This is a genomic window from Embleya hyalina, assembly GCF_003967355.1.
GTDB lineage: Bacteria > Actinomycetota > Actinomycetes > Streptomycetales > Streptomycetaceae > Embleya > Embleya hyalina.
This window is the reverse complement of sequence record NZ_BIFH01000047.1, coordinates 105,222-124,337: the sequence shown is the minus strand read 5'-3', so window position 1 is coordinate 124,337 and position 19,116 is coordinate 105,222. Positions and strand designations below refer to the sequence as shown.

18 protein-coding genes and 2 pseudogenes are annotated in these 19,116 nt (G+C 71.9%); 9 read left to right on the top strand and 11 right to left on the bottom strand.

The window, feature by feature from the left end:
• Positions 1–118: 118 nt before the first annotated feature.
• The 3 genes from EMA17_RS44725 to EMA17_RS44715 all read right to left on the bottom strand — a co-directional run bounded on the left by EMA17_RS44725 (position 119) and on the right by EMA17_RS44715 (position 3,515).
• The gene (locus tag EMA17_RS44725) at positions 119–1,243 is read right to left on the bottom strand and encodes a glucosidase family protein (RefSeq protein WP_126642953.1); all 1,125 of its coding nucleotides are present in this window, start codon (positions 1,241–1,243) and stop codon (positions 119–121) included.
• Entirely contained in the window at positions 1,240–2,040 is an 801-nt protein-coding gene (locus EMA17_RS44720) for a class I SAM-dependent methyltransferase (protein WP_126642952.1), read from the bottom strand. Before EMA17_RS44720 ends, EMA17_RS44725 begins: the two co-directional genes overlap by 4 nt.
• Positions 2,041–2,105: 65 nt before the next feature.
• Positions 2,106–3,515 (bottom strand): glycosyltransferase family 4 protein, encoded by a 1,410-nt coding sequence (locus tag EMA17_RS44715; RefSeq protein WP_126642951.1) that lies wholly within the window; start codon positions 3,513–3,515, stop codon positions 2,106–2,108.
• Between the two features lie 197 nt (positions 3,516–3,712).
• Here EMA17_RS44715 and EMA17_RS44710 point away from each other — a divergent pair, with 197 nt between their 5' ends.
• On the top strand, positions 3,713–4,318 hold the full coding sequence (locus EMA17_RS44710) for a TetR family transcriptional regulator (protein WP_126642950.1): 606 nt from the start codon (positions 3,713–3,715) through the stop codon (positions 4,316–4,318).
• A 73-nt stretch (positions 4,319–4,391) separates the two neighbouring features.
• Here EMA17_RS44710 and EMA17_RS44705 read toward each other — a convergent pair whose 3' ends face one another.
• Together EMA17_RS44705 and EMA17_RS44700 are read right to left on the bottom strand one after the other, a co-directional pair.
• Entirely contained in the window at positions 4,392–4,622 is a 231-nt protein-coding gene (locus EMA17_RS44705; protein WP_126642949.1) for a ferredoxin, read from the bottom strand.
• A gap of 60 nt (positions 4,623–4,682) precedes the next feature.
• Positions 4,683–6,146: an aldehyde dehydrogenase gene (locus tag EMA17_RS44700; protein WP_126642948.1), complete on the bottom strand. Its 1,464-nt coding sequence runs from the start codon at positions 6,144–6,146 to the stop codon at positions 4,683–4,685.
• 318 nt (positions 6,147–6,464) lie between these two features.
• On the opposite strand from EMA17_RS44700, the gene EMA17_RS44695 reads away from it, so the two are divergent.
• Together EMA17_RS44695 and EMA17_RS44690 are read left to right on the top strand one after the other, a co-directional pair.
• Complete coding sequence (locus tag EMA17_RS44695) at positions 6,465–7,586, top strand: MBL fold metallo-hydrolase (RefSeq protein WP_246127296.1); 1,122 nt, start codon at positions 6,465–6,467, stop codon at positions 7,584–7,586.
• 163 nt (positions 7,587–7,749) lie between these two features.
• Entirely contained in the window at positions 7,750–9,003 is a 1,254-nt protein-coding gene (locus EMA17_RS44690) for a prenyltransferase/squalene oxidase repeat-containing protein (protein ID WP_126642947.1), read from the top strand.
• A 672-nt stretch (positions 9,004–9,675) separates the two neighbouring features.
• Here EMA17_RS44690 and EMA17_RS44685 read toward each other — a convergent pair.
• Together EMA17_RS44685 and adh are read right to left on the bottom strand one after the other, a co-directional pair.
• On the bottom strand, positions 9,676–10,065 hold the full coding sequence (locus tag EMA17_RS44685; RefSeq protein ID WP_218043256.1) for a DUF779 domain-containing protein: 390 nt from the start codon (positions 10,063–10,065) through the stop codon (positions 9,676–9,678).
• Positions 10,066–10,099: 34 nt separating this feature from the next.
• Complete coding sequence (gene adh, locus EMA17_RS44680; protein WP_126642946.1) at positions 10,100–11,617, bottom strand: aldehyde dehydrogenase; 1,518 nt, start codon at positions 11,615–11,617, stop codon at positions 10,100–10,102.
• Positions 11,618–12,654: 1,037 nt separating this feature from the next.
• Between adh and EMA17_RS44675 the strand changes: the two genes are divergently transcribed.
• Complete coding sequence (locus EMA17_RS44675) at positions 12,655–12,975, top strand: antibiotic biosynthesis monooxygenase family protein (RefSeq protein ID WP_126642945.1); 321 nt, start codon at positions 12,655–12,657, stop codon at positions 12,973–12,975.
• A 15-nt stretch (positions 12,976–12,990) separates the two neighbouring features.
• Here the strand turns inward: EMA17_RS44675 and EMA17_RS44670 are convergent, their stop codons facing one another.
• Positions 12,991–13,704 (bottom strand): ArsR/SmtB family transcription factor, encoded by a 714-nt coding sequence (locus EMA17_RS44670; protein ID WP_371863189.1) that lies wholly within the window; start codon positions 13,702–13,704, stop codon positions 12,991–12,993.
• Between the two features lie 111 nt (positions 13,705–13,815).
• Between EMA17_RS44670 and EMA17_RS56230 the strand changes: the two are divergent.
• Together EMA17_RS56230 and EMA17_RS44660 are read left to right on the top strand one after the other, a co-directional pair.
• Positions 13,816–14,202: pseudogene (locus tag EMA17_RS56230) on the top strand (GNAT family N-acetyltransferase); the annotation flags it as partial.
• Between the two features lie 216 nt (positions 14,203–14,418).
• A complete protein-coding gene (locus EMA17_RS44660) occupies positions 14,419–14,634 on the top strand; it encodes an FmdB family zinc ribbon protein (protein ID WP_126642962.1) in 216 nt (71 codons plus the stop codon).
• Positions 14,635–14,683: 49 nt separating this feature from the next.
• Here EMA17_RS44660 and EMA17_RS54895 read toward each other — a convergent pair.
• The 3 genes and pseudogenes from EMA17_RS54895 to EMA17_RS44645 all read right to left on the bottom strand — a co-directional run.
• Positions 14,684–14,887: pseudogene (locus EMA17_RS54895) on the bottom strand (PIN domain-containing protein); the annotation flags it as partial.
• Positions 14,888–14,980: 93 nt separating this feature from the next.
• Entirely contained in the window at positions 14,981–15,619 is a 639-nt protein-coding gene (locus tag EMA17_RS44650; protein WP_160161792.1) for a restriction endonuclease, read from the bottom strand.
• A 251-nt stretch (positions 15,620–15,870) separates the two neighbouring features.
• Entirely contained in the window at positions 15,871–16,692 is an 822-nt protein-coding gene (locus EMA17_RS44645; RefSeq protein WP_126642942.1) for an SDR family NAD(P)-dependent oxidoreductase, read from the bottom strand.
• 221 nt (positions 16,693–16,913) lie between these two features.
• Between EMA17_RS44645 and EMA17_RS44640 the strand changes: the two genes are divergently transcribed.
• The 3 genes from EMA17_RS44640 (at position 16,914) to EMA17_RS44630 (ending at position 19,054) form a co-directional block, all read left to right on the top strand.
• Positions 16,914–17,219 (top strand): GNAT family N-acetyltransferase, encoded by a 306-nt coding sequence (locus tag EMA17_RS44640; RefSeq protein ID WP_126642941.1) that lies wholly within the window; start codon positions 16,914–16,916, stop codon positions 17,217–17,219.
• Between the two features lie 114 nt (positions 17,220–17,333).
• On the top strand, positions 17,334–18,146 hold the full coding sequence (locus EMA17_RS44635) for a serine hydrolase domain-containing protein (protein ID WP_126642940.1): 813 nt from the start codon (positions 17,334–17,336) through the stop codon (positions 18,144–18,146).
• A gap of 68 nt (positions 18,147–18,214) precedes the next feature.
• Positions 18,215–19,054 (top strand): DMT family transporter, encoded by an 840-nt coding sequence (locus tag EMA17_RS44630; RefSeq protein WP_126642939.1) that lies wholly within the window; start codon positions 18,215–18,217, stop codon positions 19,052–19,054.
• The last annotated feature ends 62 nt before the right edge of the window (positions 19,055–19,116 follow it).

Genomic DNA, 19,116 nt, shown 5'->3' with positions numbered 1-19,116 from the left:
GCCTCGCCCACTCCCCGACCCGGCGCCCCGCCCCACTCACCTCACGACCCGCGCCCCCACGCCCCCGCAGCCGATCCGCCCGCCCGTCAGCCCCTCAGCCCCTCAGCCCCTCAGCCCCTCAGCCCCTCACACAAACATCCGACCCACACCGCACCTGCGCCGGATCCAATCCCACCGGCAGGCCGTCGCCCTCGAAGGACGTGGGGGCTCCGCCGAAGACCGCCGTGGTCGCCGGTTCGCCGCCCAGTGCCGCCGTGGCCAGGATCATCGCGCCCGCCGTCCAGGCCGTGCGCTCCACCGGCCAGATCGCGTCGTCCTCGAAGACGTAGCCGGTCCAGTACAGGCCGTCCTCGTGGCGCAGGCGCTGGATCCACGAGACGATCTCCACCGCCCGGTCGCTCTCGCCCAACGCCCACAGCGCGATGGCCAGTTCGCAACTCTCCGCACCGGTCACCCAGGGGCGGTCGGAGACGCACCGCACGCCCAGGTCCGGCACCACGAAGGTGTCCCACGCGTCCTTGATCCGCTCGTTCGCGGCCGGCCCGCGCAGCGCGGTGCCCAGGATCGGGTAGTACCAGTCCATCGAGTAGCGGCTCTTGTCCAGGAACCGCTCCGGGTGCGAGAGCACCGCGTGGCCGAGTCGACCGGCCGCCAACTCCCAGTCCGGCTGCGGCTCGCCCAGGTGTTCCGCGATGGCCAGCGCGCAGCGCAGCGCCTGGTACATGCTCGCCGACCCGGTGAGCAGCGCGTCCGGCACCGGCACGCCGTGTTCGTCCCGCTTCCAGCGGATCTCGCCGCCGGGGGCCTGGAGTTCGAGGATGAAGCCCATCGCCGCGCGCAGCTTCGGCCACATCCGGACCAGGAACTCCTCGTCCCCGGTGAGCAGATGGTGGTGCCACAGGCCGACCGCGAGGTAGGCGGTGAAGTTGGCCTCCTTGTTGCGGTCGGTCACCTCGCCGTCCACGTACGCCGCGTACCACGAGCCGTCCGGCTCCTGGCGGCTCGCCAGCCAGCGATAGGCCCGCTCGGCCTCGTCGTGCCGGCCGGCCACGTCGAGCGCCATCGCGGCCTCGGTGTGGTCCCAGGGGTCGAGGTGTCCGCCGACGAACCACGGGATCGACCCGTCGGGCCGCTGTACCGCGGCGATGCCGTCGATCGTCGCGGCGACCTGATCGACGGTCAGCACGCCTTCCAGGGCCAGCAGTTCGAGCGCCGGCTCGGATCCGGGCCGGGCGAGGCTCATGCGCCCGCCCCGTCGAGCGTCCCGTCGGGACCGGCGGCCCGTGCGGTCCCCGCGGCCCCTGCCCCGGCGTCCGTCTCCCCCGTCGGCCGCGGCTTGGTCGCGTAGACCACCAGGCTCTTGCCGATCAGCGGGTCCAGCGCCTTCTCCGCGAGCCGTGTGGCCAGCGGGCGCTTCATGATGTCCCAGACCAGGAGCTTGTGCCAGGCCCGGACCGGGAGGGCCTTGTCGTTGTCCACGCCGACCGCGCACTTGATCCACCAGTACGGCGAGTGCAGCGCGTGCGTGTGGTGCGTCCCGTACGGCCGCAGTCCCGACTCGCGGATCCGGGCCGCGAACTCGTCGCCCTTGTAGATCCGGATGTGCCCGCCCTCGACCTCGTGATACGCGTCGGAGAGCGCCCAGCAGATCTTCTCCGGCCCGTAGCGCGGCACCGTCATCGCGGCCAGCCCGCCCGGCTTGAGCACCCGGAACAGCTCGCCCAGCACACCCTTGTCGTCCGGGATGTGCTCCAGCACCTCGGAGATGATCACCCGGTCGAAGCTCGCGTCCGGGAAGGGCAGCGCCAGCGCGTCCCCGACCATCGCCTCGGCCCGCGCCCCGGCCGGGACCTCGCCGGCCGCCCGCATCGAGGCGAACATCGCGTCGACCTCGGCGATGTCCTTCGCGTTCCGATCCAGCGCGACCACGTCGGCGCCGCGCCGGTATGCCTCGAAGGCGTGCCGGCCACCGCCACAACCCATGTCCAGGACCCGATCCCCGGGGGCCAGGGGAAAGCGGGAGAAATCCACGGTGAGCAAGTCGGCGACTCCGTCTCGTAGTGCGCGAACCGGTTGCGGGGGCGCCCGGCGAGGATGGGCTGTGGTCAGCTGTTTCCGGATCCGACGGCGGACTTCGCGGCGGACACCCGCCCGAACGGCGACCGGCCGAGCAGCACGTCGCTCGCCCGCTCGGTCAACCCGCGGCGCCCCGCACCGGCCGTGCTCGGCGCGGTGGGACCGGCCGCGAGCGCCGCCCGATACCGCTCCACGGTACGCACCGCCGTGTTGCGCCACGTGAACCGTTCGAGCACCCGGGCGCGGCCCGCCTCGGCCAGCCGGGTCCGCAGTTCGGGGTCGTCGAGCAGTCGGCCGAGGGCCGCACGCAGCGCCTCCGGGTCGCCCGGCGGCACCGCCAGGCAGGTCACCCCGTCCGGCCCGGCGACCTCCGGGATCGCCCCGCCCGTACTGGCCACCAGCGCCGTCCCGCACGCCATCGCCTCGGCGGCGGGCAGCGAGAAGCCCTCGTAGAGCGACGGCACGCAGGCGATCTCGGCGCTGCGGATCAGGTCGACCAGCTCGTCGTCGGTGAGTTCGGACACGAAGCGGATGGCCGAGCCCAGCCCCAGCCGCTCGATCGCGCGCAACACCGGACCGTCGCCCTTGGGCCGGCCGACCACCACGAGTTCGACCCGGTCGTGCTCGGCGCGCAGCTTGGCCAGCGCCTCGACCAGGTGGATCAGGCCCTTGAGCGGTACGTCCGCGCTCGCCGTGGTCACGATCCGACCGGGCACCTTGGCCACCGAGGGGTCCGGCGCGAACCGGTCGGTGTCGGCGCCCACGGGCACGACGGTGACCCGACTCGGCGAGACGCCCAGGTGGTCGACGATCTCGGCCTTGGACGAGCCGGAGACGGTGACCACCTCGGTCAGCCGCGCGGAGACCCGCTTCTGCATGGTGGTGAACCCGTACCAGCGGTGCAGCGTGGCCTTGCGCCGCAGCGTCGTGGCCTCGCCGATCTCCAGCGCGCGGTCCACGGTGATCGGGTGGTGGATCGTGGTGACCAGCGGGAACCCGAGTCGGGGCAACGCGAGTTGCCCGTAGCCCAGCGTCTGGTTGTCGTGCACCACGTCGAACTCGCCGCGCCGGGCCGCAAGATGGCGCCACGCGCGCAGCGAGAAGGTCAGCGGTTCGGGAAAGCCCGCGGTCAGCATGCCGCCGACCTCCAGCACGTCGATCCAGTCCCGATACTCGCGCAGCTTGGGCATCCGGAACGGATCCGGTTCGCGATACAGGTCCAGGCTGGGCAGTGTGGTCAGCTTCACGCCCTCGTCCACGACCGCGTACGGCGGGCCGGAGATCACCTCGACCTCGTGTCCGAGCCTGGTGAGTTCGCGCGAGAGGTGGCGGACGTAAACTCCCTGTCCGCCGCAGTACGGGTCGCCCCGATACGCCAGCAGGGCGATTCGCAGGGGTCGCTCCGGGGAGGTCCGCGCCGGGCCCACCTGGGCGTTCACAGCGGATGCGGTCTCCCGTGTCACGAATGGCCCCCTATCGCTGCCCTCGTCGGAGCATAGTAGTCGCGTAATCTAGAACAGGTTTCAGTATGTGCTCGTCGGAGACCAGCCAAGATACCGCCGGGTACCCACTGCGACGCGCACCGCGTGACCCGTAACACACCGCCCGGCGGACCGCCGCGCATCGAGAGGCTGACATGACGACGTATACGAAGGCCGACCGGGCGCCGCTGACCGAGCGCCAGGAGGCACGCCGCCGCCGCATCCTGCGCGCGACCACCCAACTGGCCGCCCGGGGAGGCTACGAATCGGTCCAGATGCGCGAGGTCGCGGAGCTGTCCGAGGTGGCGCTCGGCACGCTGTACCGCTACTTCCCGTCGAAGGTGCATCTGCTGGTGGCCACCATGTACGACCAGCTGGATCAGCTGCACAGCCAGCTGCGCCGGCGCCCGCCGAAGAGCGCCGGCGCGCGCGAGCGGGTGGTGGACACCCTGCTCCGGGCGTTCAAGGGGATGCAGCGCGAGCCGCATCTGACCGAGGCGATGATGCGGGCGCTCCAGTTCGCGGACCGCTCGGTCGGCGCCGAGGTGGACACGGTCAGCCGGGAGACCACCTCGATGATCCTGGAGGCGATCAGCGGCGACGAGCCGCCGAACGAGCCGACCACGGAGGAGTTGGCGGTGATCCGGGTGATCACCCACACGTGGCACTCGTCCCTGATCGCCTGGCTGAACGGCCGCGCGTCGATCGCCCAGGTCCGCACCGACATCGAAACCGTCTGCCGGCTGATCCCGGAGGACTGAGGTCTCGCTCCCGCGAGGGCACCCGGCCCGGCCACCCGTCGGCCCGGCCGGGGCCCTCACGCCCGGACAGGAGCTAGTCCGGCGGGAACACGGTCGCGCCGGAGCTCGCGTCCACGATCGAGATCGCCTCGACCGGGCAGCTCTCGGCCGCCTCCAGGATCGCGTCCGAGGCGTCCGTCTCCCCCGCCGTCGGGTGCGACTGCCGCCCCGCGTCCAGCTTGAAGTCGTTCGGCGCGCTGCCGATGCACATGCCCGACCCGATGCATACGCTCCGGTCGACCTCGACCCGCCAGCGATCACCCATCAGTACTCCTCTTTCGCTCGGCTCTTGCGTCCGCCCGCGCACGGCCCGCGGCCGCGACGGTCAGATCTGCGCGTCGTAACCCGCGGGCAGCGCGATGGACTTGGCCTCGGTGTACGCGTCGAGCCCCTCGATGCCGAACTCGCGGCCGATGCCCGAGTTCTTGTAGCCGCCGAACGGGCCGAAGAAGTCGAGGCCGAACGTGTTCACCGAGTACGTACCCGTCCGGATCCGCCGGGCCACGTCGATCCCCTTCTCGATGTCCGTCGTCCAGACGCTGCCCGAGAGGCCGAAGTCCGAATCGTTGGCCAGGGCGATCGCCTGCTCCTCGTCGTCGTAGGCGATCAGCGCCACGACCGGGCCGAAGATCTCCTCCTGGGCGATCCGCATCGAGTTGTCCACGTCGCCGAACAGGGTGGGCTCGACGTACCAGCCCTTCTCCTGCGCCTCGGGACGACCGCCACCGGCGAGGATCTTGGCGCCCTCCTCCTGGCCGATGCGGATGTAGTCGAACGAGCGCTGCTGCTGGCGCTTGGCCACCAGCGGGCCTACCTGGGTGTCGGCCGCCATCGGGTCGCCGACCTTGAGTTCGCCGACCCACGCGGCGAAGCGCTCGGCGATCTCGTCGTAGCGGGCGCGCGGGGCCAGGATCCGGGTCTGCGCCACGCACGCCTGGCCGTTGTTCATGTACGAGTTCGGCAGCAGCGTGGTCGCGGTGTGCTCAAGGTCGGCGTCGGGCAGGATGATCGCCGCCGACTTGCCGCCCAGCTCCAGGGTGACCCGGGTGAGGTTGCGCGCGGCGACCTCCATGATCCGCTTGCCCGCGCCGACCGAGCCGGTGAACGCGACCTTGTCGATGCCGGGGTGGCCGACCAGGTACTCGCTGACCTCGCGGTCCGCGGCCACGATGCTCAGCACGCCGTCCGGCAGGCCCGCGTCCCGGCAGATCTCGGCCAGGATGTACGAGTCGAGCGGGGTCTCGGGCGACGGCTTGAGCACGACCGTACAGCCGGACGCGATGGCCGGCGCGAGCTTGGCGGCGGTGACGAACTGCGGGACGTTCCACGGCACCACGGCGGCCACCACGCCGACCGGCTCGCGGCGCACGAGCAGCGGGTTGAGCAGGCCGGTGCGCTTCTCCTCCCACCGGTACTCGCGGGCGATCTTGGCGACCGTGTCGTAGATCATCCCGGCGCCGATGGCCTGTGCGAACACGCCCCAGCCGACCGGCGAGCCGTTCTGCGAGGCGACCACCTCGGCGAGTTCCTGCGACCGCGTCATGAAGCCGTCGCGGATCTTCTCCAGGATGGTGATCCGCTCGTCCAGGGACATCCGCGGCCACGGGCCCTCTTCGAACGCCTTGCGCGCGGCGGCGACCGCGGCGTCCACGTCGGCGGTCGACGCGTGCGGGACGCGCGCGATGACCTCTTCGGTGTGCGGCGAGACGACCTCGATCGTGTCCGTGCCGAGCGGGTCGACCAGCTGTCCGCCGATGACCAGTTGGCTGTGCTCCACGATATCCGTCATCACGGTCCTCCTCGGTGCGCACACGCTGCGCGCGGTACAGGGGCTTGCGGGTGGGGCTTGCGGACGTTGAGCGGAACTCCGACTAGAACAGATACCAGTTTGCCGATGAGGGGACAACGGATTCACGGCTCGAATGAGACTGGAGTCTCACCGGCTGACAGGTAAGGATCGTACGTGCCGGATCTCGATCTGACGACCCCTCAAATCACCGGCCCGGTGGTGTATGAGAGAACGTGTTCTATGGTGATCATCGGAGCCGGACGCCCATCCGGCGGCCGTTGGGCGCCACTTCGAGAACCGTCGAGAAGGAGGCCGCCCATGAGCACCGCGTCCGATCGCCCCATTCCTCCCGTGCCGGATGCCGATGCCGCCGGGTCGCCGGCCGGCGCGGAATCGCGGGCCGCCGAGCCGGCCGCCCGCGCCGACGCGCCCACCGTCGCCGATCTGGGCAACGGTGTGTGGACCGTTCCGGTTCCGATCCCGAACAATCCGCTCGGTTGCACGCTCGTCTATGTGCTCGAAACCGACGCCGGGCCGGTCCTGGTCGACGCGGGTTGGGACGACCCGATCTCCTACCGCGCCCTCGTCGACGGCCTGATCGAGGTCGGTACCTCGATCGAGGACGTGCACGGCGTCCTGGTCACGCACGCCCACCCGGACCACCACGGGTTGTCGGAGAAGGTGCGCGAGGTCTCGGGCGCGTGGATCGCGCTGCACGCGGCCGACGCGCAGCAGGTCGAGCAGATCAACGGCGCGCCGCGCGCGGCCTGGTTGCGGCACCACCTGGAGGTGCTGACCCTCGCGGGCGCGCCGCAGGAGGCCATCGACGCGCTGACCGCGCTGCGGACCCGGAGCGCGAACGACGGCACCCGACCGCGCCTGCGCTACGCGGTACCCGACCGGGAGTTGGTGCACGGCGAACTCGCGCCCGCGCCGGGTCGGGCGGTGCGTACCGTGTGGACGCCCGGCCACACCCCCGGTCATGTCTGCCTGCATCTGGAGGACGGCGACGGTCGGCTGCTCTCCGGCGACCACCTGCTGCCGTCGATCACCCCGCACATCGGGCTCTACGACGACGCCGAGGAGGCCGATCCGCTCGGCGACTTCCTCGCCTCGCTGACACGTGTCGCGCGGCTGCCGATCACCGGCGTACTGCCCGCCCACGAGCACGTCTTCGCCGACGCGGCGGGCCGGGCCGCCGAGGTGGCCCGGTTGCACGAGGTCCGGCTCGCCGCGCTGCACGCCAGGCTGCGCGAGCGCTCGCTGACCCTGTGGCAGATCGCCGAGGGCATGGACTGGAACCGCCCATGGGCGCGGTTGGGCGCGCAGAACCGGCAGTTGGCGCTCAGTGAGGCCGCCGCGCACCTGCGCCACCTGGTCAAGCGGGGCCGCGCGGCGGCCGAGGCACAGGGCGACCCGGTGCGGTACACGGCCCTGTGACTCCCGGGGGCGAGGGGGCGCCCGGGTAGGGTTGGCCGGGACTTGCGACGGGTCCGTCGAAGGGCCTGTCGGCGGGTCCGTGCCGCGGTGCGAATCGCGGAACGCGAACCGCGATCCCAACCGATCCGATCCGATCCGCTCAGCGTTCAGCGAAAGGCCATGCATGCCCTCCCCCCGACGCCGCGGGCGCGCCGCGGCGGCCTCCGTGCTCACGACGGCGCTGTTGTGCTCGGCCTGGACGGGGGGCGTGGCCTCGGCCGATACGCCGACGCCGGTGTCCGCGGTCGGGTACACCACGACGGCCCGGACCCAGAACGGCCCGGTGCCGCTCGCGCTGTACGGGAAGACCGATCCGACCACGGACGGCGTGTATCGGCAGTCGTTGGCGATCCTGGCGTTGGCCTCGACCGACACGCAGCCGGCGCCCACCGCGATCGAGTGGCTGCTCGGACAGCAGTGCGCCGACGGCGGGTTCACCGCGTATCGGGCCGATCCGGGCGCGCCGTGTGACGCCGCGCGTGAGGACACCGTGGCGACGGCGACCGCGATCGAGGCGTTGCGGGCGCTGCGCACGTACGACACGCGGGTGGCGCGAGGGGTGGACTGGCTGCGGTCCAAGCAGCTCGCCGACGGCTCGTTCGCGAGTGTGCCCGGGCCGAACGCGGTCGGTGACGCGACCGCGACGGCCGCCGCGACCAGCGCGATCGTCACGGCCGGCACCTCGCCGGAACTGCTCCGTACGCCGCAGGGGCGCACCCCGACGGACGCGCTCGGGGCCGCCCAGCTGCGGTGCAACGCGCCCGCGCCGGACCGGGGGGCGTTCCCCGGCGGGCCGGGTGGCCCGGTCGACCCGCTGCTGACCGCGCGCGCCGTGCTGGCCCTCGGCTACGGCACCCAGCCGGCCGTGCCCGCCCCGTCGATCGCGGTCACCCCGCTGACCTGCCCCGGCGCCGAGCCGAACCGGCAGGCCGCCGCGCAGGCCGGTGCCGCGTGGCTGGTCGCCAAGCTCAAGGCCGGCGGCAACCACCTCGGCGGGCCCACCGACTTCGCCGCCACCACGATGGCCGTGCAGGCCTTGGCCGCGACGGGCCACCCCGCGGAGGCGGGCGCGGCGGCCGACTGGCTCGCGGCGGGCGCCAAGACCATGGCCGGCAACGACCCGGTCCGCCTGGCATCCCTGATCCTGGCGGCCGTATCAACGGGCCGCACGGTAACCACGTTCGGCGGCCTGGACCTGCCGAGCCTCCTCCAGGACACCGGCCCGGCCCCGACACCGACCGCCGACATGGCCAACCAGAGCAACCTGATCGACGGCCCGGAGGACCACACCCTCCGCGACACCCTCGCCGCGGTCATCGCAGTCCTCCTGGCCGCCACCCTGATCATCGGCATGCGCCGAAGCCGCCGCGAAGACTGACCCCACCCCGTCCCGGCACCAACCCACCCGAAGCCCCAAAACCCAACCACGAGCCCAACGCCGAGCCGGCGCCATACAGCCCACCCGGGAACCACACAGCCGAACCGGGGCAGCCACCCACCCCAACCGGGAGCCGATCACCCACCCGGGACCCACGGCCCGAACGGAAGCCAAACACCCAACGGCAGCCACCCACCCCAACCGGGAGCCAACGCCCGACCGGAAGCCACGCAGGCCGACTGGGAACCAATCACCCAACCGGAGCCACGCAGCCGGCTGGGCACCACACAGCCCGACCGGCGGCAAAACGCCCAACCGGAGCCACAGCCCGGACGGGAGCCGACGCCCAACCGGAGCCACTCCGCCCGGCCAGGATCCGCTCAGCCCAACTGGGAGCCACACAGCCGGACCGGGGTGGCCACTCAGCCCAACCGGGAGCCGCTCACTCCGGCCGGGAGCCCCTCAGCCCGGCCGGCGTTTGAGGCCAAGTAGCCCGGCCGGCGCTTGAGGCCGCCTAGGCCGAAGGCCAGGCAACCCAGCCCGGCCGACACCTGAGGCCAAACAGGGCCGAAAGCCAAGAACCCCAGCCCGGCCGGCGCTTGAGGCCGCCCAGGCCGAAGGCCAGGCAACCCAGCCCGGCCGACACCTGAGGCCACCCTCGCGCCCCACCCGTCAGTGCCGAAGGCCCGGCAACACCACCTCCGCCTCCACCACCCGCGCCTCCTCATCGCTGAACACCCGGGAGCGAATCAAGAACCGCCGCCCCGTCGGCGCCTCGACCGAAAACCCCCCACCCCGCCCGGGAACCACGTCCACGGTCAGGTGAGTGTGCCGCCAGTACTCGAACTGCGCAGCCGACATGTAGAACGGCTGACCCGCAACCCACCCGAGCAGCACATCCGCGTCGCCCACCAGGAACTCCCCACGCGGATAACACATCGGCGACGACCCGTCACAACACCCGCCCGACTGATGAAACAACAACGGCCCGTGCTCGGCCGCCAGTTCCCCCACCAGTTCGGCCGCGGCACCGGTGATCGCGACCCGCTCGACCGACATCATCAGCGCGCTCCCTCCCGCACGGCCATCCCCCGGCTCAGAAGAACCCGAGCTTCTTCGCCGAGTAACTCACCAGCAGATTCTTGGTGTTCTGGTAGTGCCCCAGCATCATCCGGTGCGTCTCCCGCCCCAGGCCGGAGGCCTTGTACCCGCCGAAGGCCGCATGCGCCGGATAGGCGTGATAGCAGTTGGTCCACACCCGCCCGGCCTTGATCTCCCGGCCGAACCGATAGGCCCGCGTCGCGTCCCGTGTCCATACGCCCGCGCCGAGGCCGTACAGCGTGTCGTTGGCGATCCGCAACGCCTCGGCGTCGTCCCGGAACGTGGTCACCGACACCACCGGACCGAAGATCTCCTCCTGGAAGATCCGCATGTCGTTGGTGCCCTTGAAGATCGTCGGCTCGACGTAGTACCCGTCCTCGAAGCCCTCGACCGTCGTCCGCGCACCGCCGATCAGAACCTCGGCGCCCTCCTGCCGACCGATGTCCAGGTAGGACAGGATCTTCTCCAACTGATCGTTGGACGCCTGGGCGCCGACCATCGTCGCCGGATCGAGCGGGTTGCCCTGGACGATCGCCCGGGTGCGCGCCAACGCCCGTTCCATAAACCGGTCGTAGATCGACTCGTGGATCAGCGCCCGGGACGGACACGTACAGACCTCGCCCTGGTTCAGCGCGAACATCACGAAGCCCTCGACGGCCTTGTCGAAGAAGTCGTCGTCCTCGTCGGCCACGTCGGCGAAGAAGATGTTCGGGCTCTTCCCGCCGAGTTCGACCGTCACGGGGATGATGTTCTGCGAGGCGTACTGCAGGATGAGTCGGCCGGTGGTGGTCTCGCCGGTGAAGGCGACCTTGGCCACCCGACTGCTGCTCGCCAGCGGCTTGCCCGCCTCGAAGCCGAAGCCGTTGACCACGTTGACCACGCCGGGCGGCAGCAGGTCGGCGATCAGTTCGATCAGGACCAGGACGCTCACCGGCGTCTGCTCGGCCGGCTTGAGCACCACGCAGTTCCCGGCCGCCAACGCGGGGGCGAGCTTCCACGTGGCCATCAGGATCGGGAAGTTCCACGGGATGATCTGCGCGACCACGCCGAGCGGTTCGTGGAAGTGGTACGCGACGGTGTCCTCGTCGATCTGCGAGATGGACCCCTCCTGGGCCCGGATCACCCCCGCGAAGTAGCGGAAGTGGTCGACGGCCAGCGGGAGATCCGCGGCCAGCGTCTCGCGGACCGGCTTGCCGTTCTCCCACGTCTCGGTGACCGCGAGCCGTTCGAGGTTCTGCTCGATGCGGTCGGCGATCCCGAGCAGGATCAGCGAGCGTTCGGTGACGCTGGTCCGGCCCCATGCCTCGGCCGCGGCGTGTGCGGCGTCCAGGGCCAGTTCGACGTCCTCGGCGGTGGAGCGGGCCACCTCGCAGAACGGCCGACCGGTCACGGGGGTGATGTCGTCCATGTACCGACCCTGCACGGGCGGCACCCACTTGCCGCCGATGTAGTTGTCGTATCGCGGTTCGAACGTGACGATGCTGTCCGGTTGGCCGGGCTGACTGTAGACCACGCGAGCCTCCGCTTCCGTTGCCGTGCACTGGGCATGACGGACCGTCGGCGACACCACCGCCTCGGAAAACCGGCCGGGCCGCCTGCGGCCGACGGTAGTCGCTCGGCCGCCGATGGTCACCGGATCCGGGAAGAAAAGCCGCGTTGTCGGCGACGTCGGGCGGTGACGCGCACGAGCCTTCGTCGCCTGCACCGACAACTCCGGTCACCAAACCAAGAGTTGGTCGTGATTGACGGATGTTTCATCTGGATGTCACCTGTGACATGTGCAATTGTATTCATCGTGTTCTCGACGTGGGCCGCCGACCGTGGCCCGCCTGCGCCCGAAGGCCGTACATGAACACTCACGCACGCCGTAGAACGTGGTCTGCCACAAGCGTTCCCCTCTTGGCGCCGGTCGTCGGTGTGTTGCCGATCGCAATCGCGCCGACGGCCTCGGCCGGCCCCTCCCCGAACACGGACTCCCGGGTCGGGCACGTGACTACGCGGGCCGCGGCAGACCCGGCCCACCGCGCCGGGTCGAAGCCGTTCGCCGGCCACCGCCACCCGAACGTGCCGGCCGATGCCGGGCCACTGCGCAACGCCGTGTGCGAGTACGGCCGACTCGGCCGGATCCCGAGCCCGACCACGGCGACCGTGACCGGCCTCCATACTCGGCCGCGACCACCCTGAACAACCCGGCGGACATGAACCGCCACTCCACCGAACCGACCCCTGGCCCAACGCCCGGGCGGCCATCTCCGCCCACACCTGCGAAGGCCCCTGGCGCCCCCGACCGCACCACCCCCGAACGACGGCCCCCGAGCGCTGCCCATCCCGCGCCGGGGGCCGTCCCGCCGTCGGGAGCTCCCCGCTCCCCGCTCCCCGCTCCCCGCCACCGGCGACCCCCGGCCCTCGGCCCGCGGGCGCGCCACCACCGTCGCGCGCCGCGTCGCCGACCGGGCTCGGGCGTCGGCCCGGGCTGCGATGGCGGACCCCCCAACGCCGGGCGACACCCGGCCGGTCGGGGCAGCCCCGGGGGTCGGGCAGACTGGGGGAATGTCTGTGGTGAAGATCAATGCGTTGACTGTGCCCGTCGAGATGCGCGAGACCCTGGAGCAGCGATTCGCGTCGCGTGCCGGGATGGTGGACTCGCAGGACGGGTTCGAGTGGTTCGAGTTGTTGCGGCCGGTCGAGGGGACCGACAAGTACCTCGTGTACACCCGCTGGCGCAGTGAGGAGGACTTCCAGGCGTGGATGGCCGGGACCATGCGGGCCGCGCATGGTGGTGGTGACGGTGCCGAGCGGCCCAAGCCGGCGTCCACCGACTCGGCTCTGTGGTCCTTCGAGGTGATCCAGAGCACCGGGCCGAAGGCCTGACCCGGCCGGGGTCGGTCAAAGGTCGGCCGCCCGCACGCCCAAGTGGTCGTGGAGCGCCCGGCGGCCGGCGGGGGTCACGGCGAGCGCGCGGGTCGTGCCGATTCGGGTGATCCAGCCGACGGTGAGTGCGTGGGCGCACAGCGCGGCGCCCATGGCTCCGCCCAGGTGGGGGCGGCGCTCGGTCCAGTCCAGACACGCCCGCACCGGCGGTCGGCGCGAGCCGCTCGGCACGGTGATCCCGAGCTCGGCGAGCCAGGCGCTACCGGCGTCGGTCGGACCCGGCTCGGGCTCCCAGGCCAGAAGCCCCCGGCCGATCATCGCGTCGGTGATCGCCAAGGCGACGGATCCGGCCGGATGGTCGTAGCACAACCGGGCGCCCGCGAGCGCCCGCCGCCGGCCCGAACCGGACAACGATCGCGGCCGGGCCGGCCGCCGCGGGGCCAACTCGGCCAGGCTCTCGATCAGTTCGATCACCCGACGGTCCGCCACCCGCAGGTAGCGGTGGCGTCCGTGTCGCTCCTCGACGAGGAGTCCGCCGCCGACGAGCAGGTTCAGATGTGAGGTCGCGGTGGAGCGCGCGATGCCGGCGTGCCGTGCGAGCTCGCCCGCCGTCCGGGCCCGGCCGTCGAGCAGCGCCAGACAGAAGGCGGCCCGTGTCCCGTCGGCCAACAGCCTGGCCACGGCCGCCAGGTCCACGCCCACGTCCCCGTCCGAGCGCTCGATGTCCACGTCCCTCATCGTCCGTCGTACTCGGTTCGACGCCCGTCGAAGCGTCCACGCCCCAGCGTCACCGGATGCACCGGAGGCGCGCGCCGCCTCCGCTCGAACCCCGGAGGTTTCGTGACCGCGTCGGACCCCACCGCCGCCGAACCGGCACGTCCCGACCCCCGCCTCGACCTCGTGGTCACCGATGCCCCGACAGCCGCCGACACGGCGGTGATCTCCACCGCGCTGGACCGGTTCGACATCGACAGGACCGGAGTCGACGACCGCAGGCCGCTCGCCGTCCTCGTCCGTGCTTCGGAGACGGGGCGGGTGATCGGCGGACCGACCGGGCGCACCTCGCTCGGGCTGTTCTTCGTCGACCTGTTCTTCCTGCCGCCCGAACTGCGCGGCGGCGGCTTGGGAGCGGAGATCCTTCGACGGGCCGAGGACGAGGCGCACGCGCGCGGCTGCCGCGCGGGTGTGCTCTACACGATCTCCTTCCAGGCCCCCGACTTCTATCGGAAACAGGGGTGGGAACGCCTGGCAGAGGTGCCCTGCGACCCGCCCGGCGCCGGGCGCGTCTTCATGACCAAGGCGCTCACCGCACGGAACGAGGACGGGATCCGGTCGGGAAACACGGAAATCGAGCGAAACGCGCGAAACGCGCGAAACGCGGGAAGAGCAGGAAACGTGGGGAGTGCGGCGAACATCGCCCGACGCGGCACTAGCCTTGGCCCCATGCCACGCTACGACTACCGCTGCCGCGCCTGCGACGTGACCTTCGAGGTCAACCGCCCGATGGCCGCCGCCAACGACCCGGCCACGTGCCCGGCGGGTCACGCCGACACCACGAAGCTGCTGTCCACGGTCGCGGTGACCGGCGCCGCGTCCGCCCCCCGCCCCGCCGGGGGCGGCGGAGGAGGCGGCTGCTGCGGCGGAGGCTGCTGCGCCTGACCCGATCCGAGCAACGCCCGGGACCGCGGCCGGCGGGTCCTGGTGCTCGACGGTCGGCACTACCCGGCGGCACGACCCACTGCGCGGGTCGACCTGCGAGGTCGGCGATCATGTCGAAGTCGCCGTCGTAGTGGAGCACGGTCAGGCGGTGCCGTTCCGCGATGGCGGCGACAAGCAGGTCCGGGAGCGAGAGAGCTCGGTGGAACCCGGCGTCGAGCGCGTGCCGTCGAACCTCCGGCGCGCGGGAAAAGGTCTACCGGCGGTCCTGCGTCAAGCCGCCCGGCCACCCGGGTGTTCGCGGCTCGGGCGGGCGGCTGGAGCCCGCTCCGGCGCGAGGATCGAAGGGCTACGCGGCCAAGGCCTTCGGGGTTTCCTTGTCGCATTCCCAGTGGGCCAGGGCCGAGCGGTCGAGAAGGATGATGCCGGCGCCGGCGGCCAGGGCTTCGGCCTTGGCGGAGAAGCAGCCGGCCGTGGTGGCCAGCAGGAGTGGGCCGGGTCGCTCCTCGGCGGCGTCGAGGGCGGAGACGAAGTCCTGGACCACGCCGCCCGCCACCGGGCCCGGGCCGTCCGCGCTGCGACAGCGCAGCACCGCCGGTGTCCCGTCGCCGCGCCTGGCGTGGATGTCCACCGCGTACGCGTCCTCGACCACCCGCACCGTCTCCACCTCGGCCAGGCCGTCCCGCTCGCACAGTTCGGCCACGTGCTCCGCGAGCCGGGCCGGGTCCATCCGGTCCAGGCGCGCCTGCGCGTCGCGCAGCGCGCGGTCGTCGCGATATTCGACCGGCTCGTCGGCCCTGGGCCGGTATCCGGCCAGCCAGATCACCGAGGCCAGCCCCGCCGCGGCGCAGATGTAGACCACCATCATCCCGTCGGACTGGTTCACCCGAACACCTTCGAGGACGAACCAGACACCGATAGCGAGGAGTTCGAGCCCGGCGACCAGGATGGCCAGATTGAGGTAGGCCCTCACCGTCGTACGTGCCATGTCCGTCGTCCCCCCGGTGACGCATCGGCCGGTCGTACCCGTGTCGTTCACGTTGTCCCGAACTCGTTTCGAGCCGAACTGCCCTGATCCGAACGGCCCGACCGGCCTTCGGCCGCGCCGTCGTTGTCCTGTTGCCATCCCGACGATCGGGAACCGTCACCCGGTTCCCGACTCCGGCCACAACCGGACGAGAGCCGGACCACAATCGGACCGCGACCGAACGACGACGGAACACCCTACGAAGGTTCCCGTCACGCGCCGTCCGGCAGGTTGGTCCAACCACGACCGTCGGCCCTGCCGTACCACCCGCTGGCGGCCGTGGTGCCGCCGTCCACCGGGATCAGGTGACCCGTCACATACGACGATGCGGCACTGGCCAGGAAGAGCACAACCTTCGCGTAGTCATCGGGTTCGCCGAATCGCGCCAACGGGACCCACGAACCGATCAACGCCGGGTCGCGATCGCGCAATTTGGCCTCGTATGTCGTCTGTGGTGTGTTCGCCATGTCCGGCGCGATCGCGTTGACCCGAACCCCCTTGCGCGCCACGTCGACCGCGAGCGACTTGGTGAACGCGATGATCGCGGCGTTGTACGCGGAGTAGACCGGACACCCCGGGATGCCGCGCAGCGCCTCGACCGTCGACACGTTCACGATGCTCCCCCGGCCCCGCTCGACCATCGACGGCAGGATCGCGTGCGTGACCCGCAGCACGTGTTCGAAGTTGATCGCGTGCAGCGCCCGCCACTCCTCCTCCGTACTGCGCAGGAACGTGGTCGAGGGCCGGTAGTCGCCGACGTTGTTCACCAGGACGTCCGCGCCGCCCGCCGCGAGCGCCGCATCGCGCAGCCGCTCCACCGTCGCCGGCTCCCGGATGTCGCCGAGGACCAGCTCCACCCGCCCGCCGGCCGTCTCGATGTCCGTGCGCGCCTGCTCGGCCCAGTCCGCGTCGATGTCGTTCAGCAGCACCAGCGCGCCCGCGCGGGCCAGCAGCCGGGAGACCCCGCCGCCGATGCCCGCGCCGCCTCCGGTGACGATCGCGACCTGGCCGGCGAGGGGTTCGGGGTCGAGCATGGGAGGTGCCTCCTCGGCGAATATGACGATGCGTCAGATCTGCGCATGCTCCCCCAGGTCGGCCACGAGGTCAACGCCGAAACCGACCCGGACGATCTTCGCCACACCCACGACTCCGGCCGCGCCGATCGGGTCCGGAGCTGGAAAGGGGGCAGGATGGAGCCCACGAACGAAACCGGTGCGCCCGACCCCGTCGGCACGCACCGCGACGAAGGGATCACATGGACATCAAGGTCGAGGACGTCCCCGCGCTGCACCGCTTCGAGGCCCGGGTCGACGGCGCCCTGGCGGGCTTCGCCGAGTACATGACCACCGACACCCTGATCGTGTTCACCCACACCGAGGTGGACCCGGGCTTCGAGGGCAAGGGCGTGGGCGGCACCCTCGTCCGCGGCGCGCTCGACCTGGTCCGCGCCGGCGAGCACAAGGTGCTGCCGCTGTGTCCGTTCGTCAAGGCGTGGATCGGCAAGCACCCGGACTACTTCGACCTCGTCTACGACGCCCCGCCGAGCAAGGTCACCGACTGACGCCACGACCCGACGGCCGCCCCCGATCCCGTACCCACCCGAACCGCCCACCCCGTCGCGTGATCCCCTCCCTCGGTTGGGCGTACGCACGGCCTCGCCGTAGGCTCGACTCCCGTGAACAGCCTGCGCATGATCGACACCTGGCCCGTCGGGAAGGCCGCCGCGGCCGTGGTCACCCGCGACGGGGTGGTCAAGAGCGAGCACGGTCCGGTGGACGAGCCGTTCCGGCTCGCCTCGGTGACCAAGTTGCTCACCGCGTACGCCGCGCTCGCCGCGATCGAGGAGGGGGCGATCGAGCCGGACGACCCGGCCGGGCCGCCCGGATCCACGATCCGCCACCTCCAGGCGCACACGTCGGGCCTGGCCTTCGACGAGGACCGGGTGCTCGCCGGCCCCGGCCGCAAGCGCATCTACTCGAACACCGGCTTCAACCTGCTCGGCGCCACCATCGAGAAGGCGTGCGACATCCCCTTCGGGGAGTACGTGCGGCAGGCGGTCTTCGCCCCCCTGGGCATGACCGAGACCACGATCGGCGACTCCCCGGCCGCCGGCGGCGTGTCCACCGTGCGCGACCTGACCCGGTTCGCGGCCGAACTGCTCGCCCCGCGCCTGCTCGCGCCGGAGACCGTGCGTGCGGCCACCACCGTGGTCTTCCCCGGCCTGGACGGCGTACTGCCGGGCTACGGCACCCGGCGGCCCAACGACTGGGGCCTCGGCTTCGAGATCCGCGGCACCAAGTCGCCGCACTGGACCGGAACCACCAACTCGCCCGCCACATATGGCCACTTCGGCGCGTGCGGCACCTTCCTGTGGGTGGACCCGGAGCTGGACGCGGCCTGCGTCTGCCTGACCGACCGCGAGTTCGGCCCCTGGGCCGCCGAGGTCTGGCCGATCCTGAACGACGCGGTGGTCGCCGAACTGCGCTGACCGAAGCGCACCCCTTCGCCCGGCTCGTCCTGCGCCGCGCGGGCCGGCGCGGCGCATACCGTCGATCCGTGGTGATCTCCGTGCTCGCGGCGCTCGCCGCCGCCCTCTGCTACGGCGTCGGAACCGTATTCCAGGCCCTGGGCGCGCGGCGGACCGCGGGCGCGGCCGGACTCGATCCCCGGGTACTGACCCGGGCCCTGCGCCAGTGGCCGTTCGTACTCGGCACCGGACTCGATCTGGCCGGGTACGCCTGCCAGTTCGTCGCGCTGCGCGAGTTGCCGATCTTCGCCGTCGAGGCCGCCCAGTCGGCCAACCTCGCGGTCACCGCGGTGCTGGCCGTACCGGTCCTGGGCGCCCGGCTGCGCGGCCCGGAGTGGGGCGCGGTCGCCGCCGTCTGCGCGGGCCTGGCGCTGCTCGGCGTCTCCGCGGGGCACGAGGGCCCGGCCCGGACCCCCGCCGCCTTCCACTGGTCGCTGCTCGCCTGCGTCGCGCTGCTCGGCGCGGCCGGGTGGGCCGCCGCCCGGCTCGCCGAACCGTGGCGCTCGCGCCTGCTCGGCCTGCTCTCCGGACTCGGCTTCGGCCTGATCGCGTTGGCCACCCGGGTCCTGACCGACCTGTCCTTCCCGGACCTGCTGGGCTCCCCGACGCTGTACGCGCTGGTGATCGGCGCCGCGCTGACCTTCCTGCTGTACACGATCGCGTTGCAGGGCGGCGCGGTCACCTCGGTCGCCGCCGCGCTCGTGGTCGGCGAGACCGTACTCCCGGCCGGCGTCGGCATCGCCTTCCTCGGCGACCACAGCCGCCCGGGCCCCTACGGCCCGCTCGCGCTGACCGGTTTCGTGTTCGCCGTCGCGGGCGCGATCGCCCTGTCCCGCTTCGCCGAGGGGGACCCCGACCCGCCCCGATGACGCGGTCGGCCCCCGTCGCCGTCGCGACGGGGGCCGACCGCCCGAGACCACCCGATCCGAAC

Coding starts and splice junctions, on each gene's coding strand:
- EMA17_RS44725 (WP_126642953.1), bottom strand. CDS start 1,243: ATGAGCCTCGCCCGGCCCGGATCCGAGCCGGCGCTCGAACTGCTGGCC.
- EMA17_RS44710 (WP_126642950.1), top strand. CDS start 3,713: ATGACGACGTATACGAAGGCCGACCGGGCGCCGCTGACCGAGCGCCAG.
- EMA17_RS44705 (WP_126642949.1), bottom strand. CDS start 4,622: ATGGGTGATCGCTGGCGGGTCGAGGTCGACCGGAGCGTATGCATCGGG.
- EMA17_RS44700 (WP_126642948.1), bottom strand. CDS start 6,146: ATGACGGATATCGTGGAGCACAGCCAACTGGTCATCGGCGGACAGCTG.
- EMA17_RS44695 (WP_246127296.1), top strand. CDS start 6,465: ATGAGCACCGCGTCCGATCGCCCCATTCCTCCCGTGCCGGATGCCGAT.
- EMA17_RS44690 (WP_126642947.1), top strand. CDS start 7,750: ATGCCCTCCCCCCGACGCCGCGGGCGCGCCGCGGCGGCCTCCGTGCTC.
- EMA17_RS44685 (WP_218043256.1), bottom strand. CDS start 10,065: ATGATGTCGGTCGAGCGGGTCGCGATCACCGGTGCCGCGGCCGAACTG.
- EMA17_RS44675 (WP_126642945.1), top strand. CDS start 12,655: ATGTCTGTGGTGAAGATCAATGCGTTGACTGTGCCCGTCGAGATGCGC.
- EMA17_RS44660 (WP_126642962.1), top strand. CDS start 14,419: ATGCCACGCTACGACTACCGCTGCCGCGCCTGCGACGTGACCTTCGAG.
- EMA17_RS44650 (WP_160161792.1), bottom strand. CDS start 15,619: ATGGCACGTACGACGGTGAGGGCCTACCTCAATCTGGCCATCCTGGTC.
- EMA17_RS44645 (WP_126642942.1), bottom strand. CDS start 16,692: ATGCTCGACCCCGAACCCCTCGCCGGCCAGGTCGCGATCGTCACCGGA.
- EMA17_RS44640 (WP_126642941.1), top strand. CDS start 16,914: ATGGACATCAAGGTCGAGGACGTCCCCGCGCTGCACCGCTTCGAGGCC.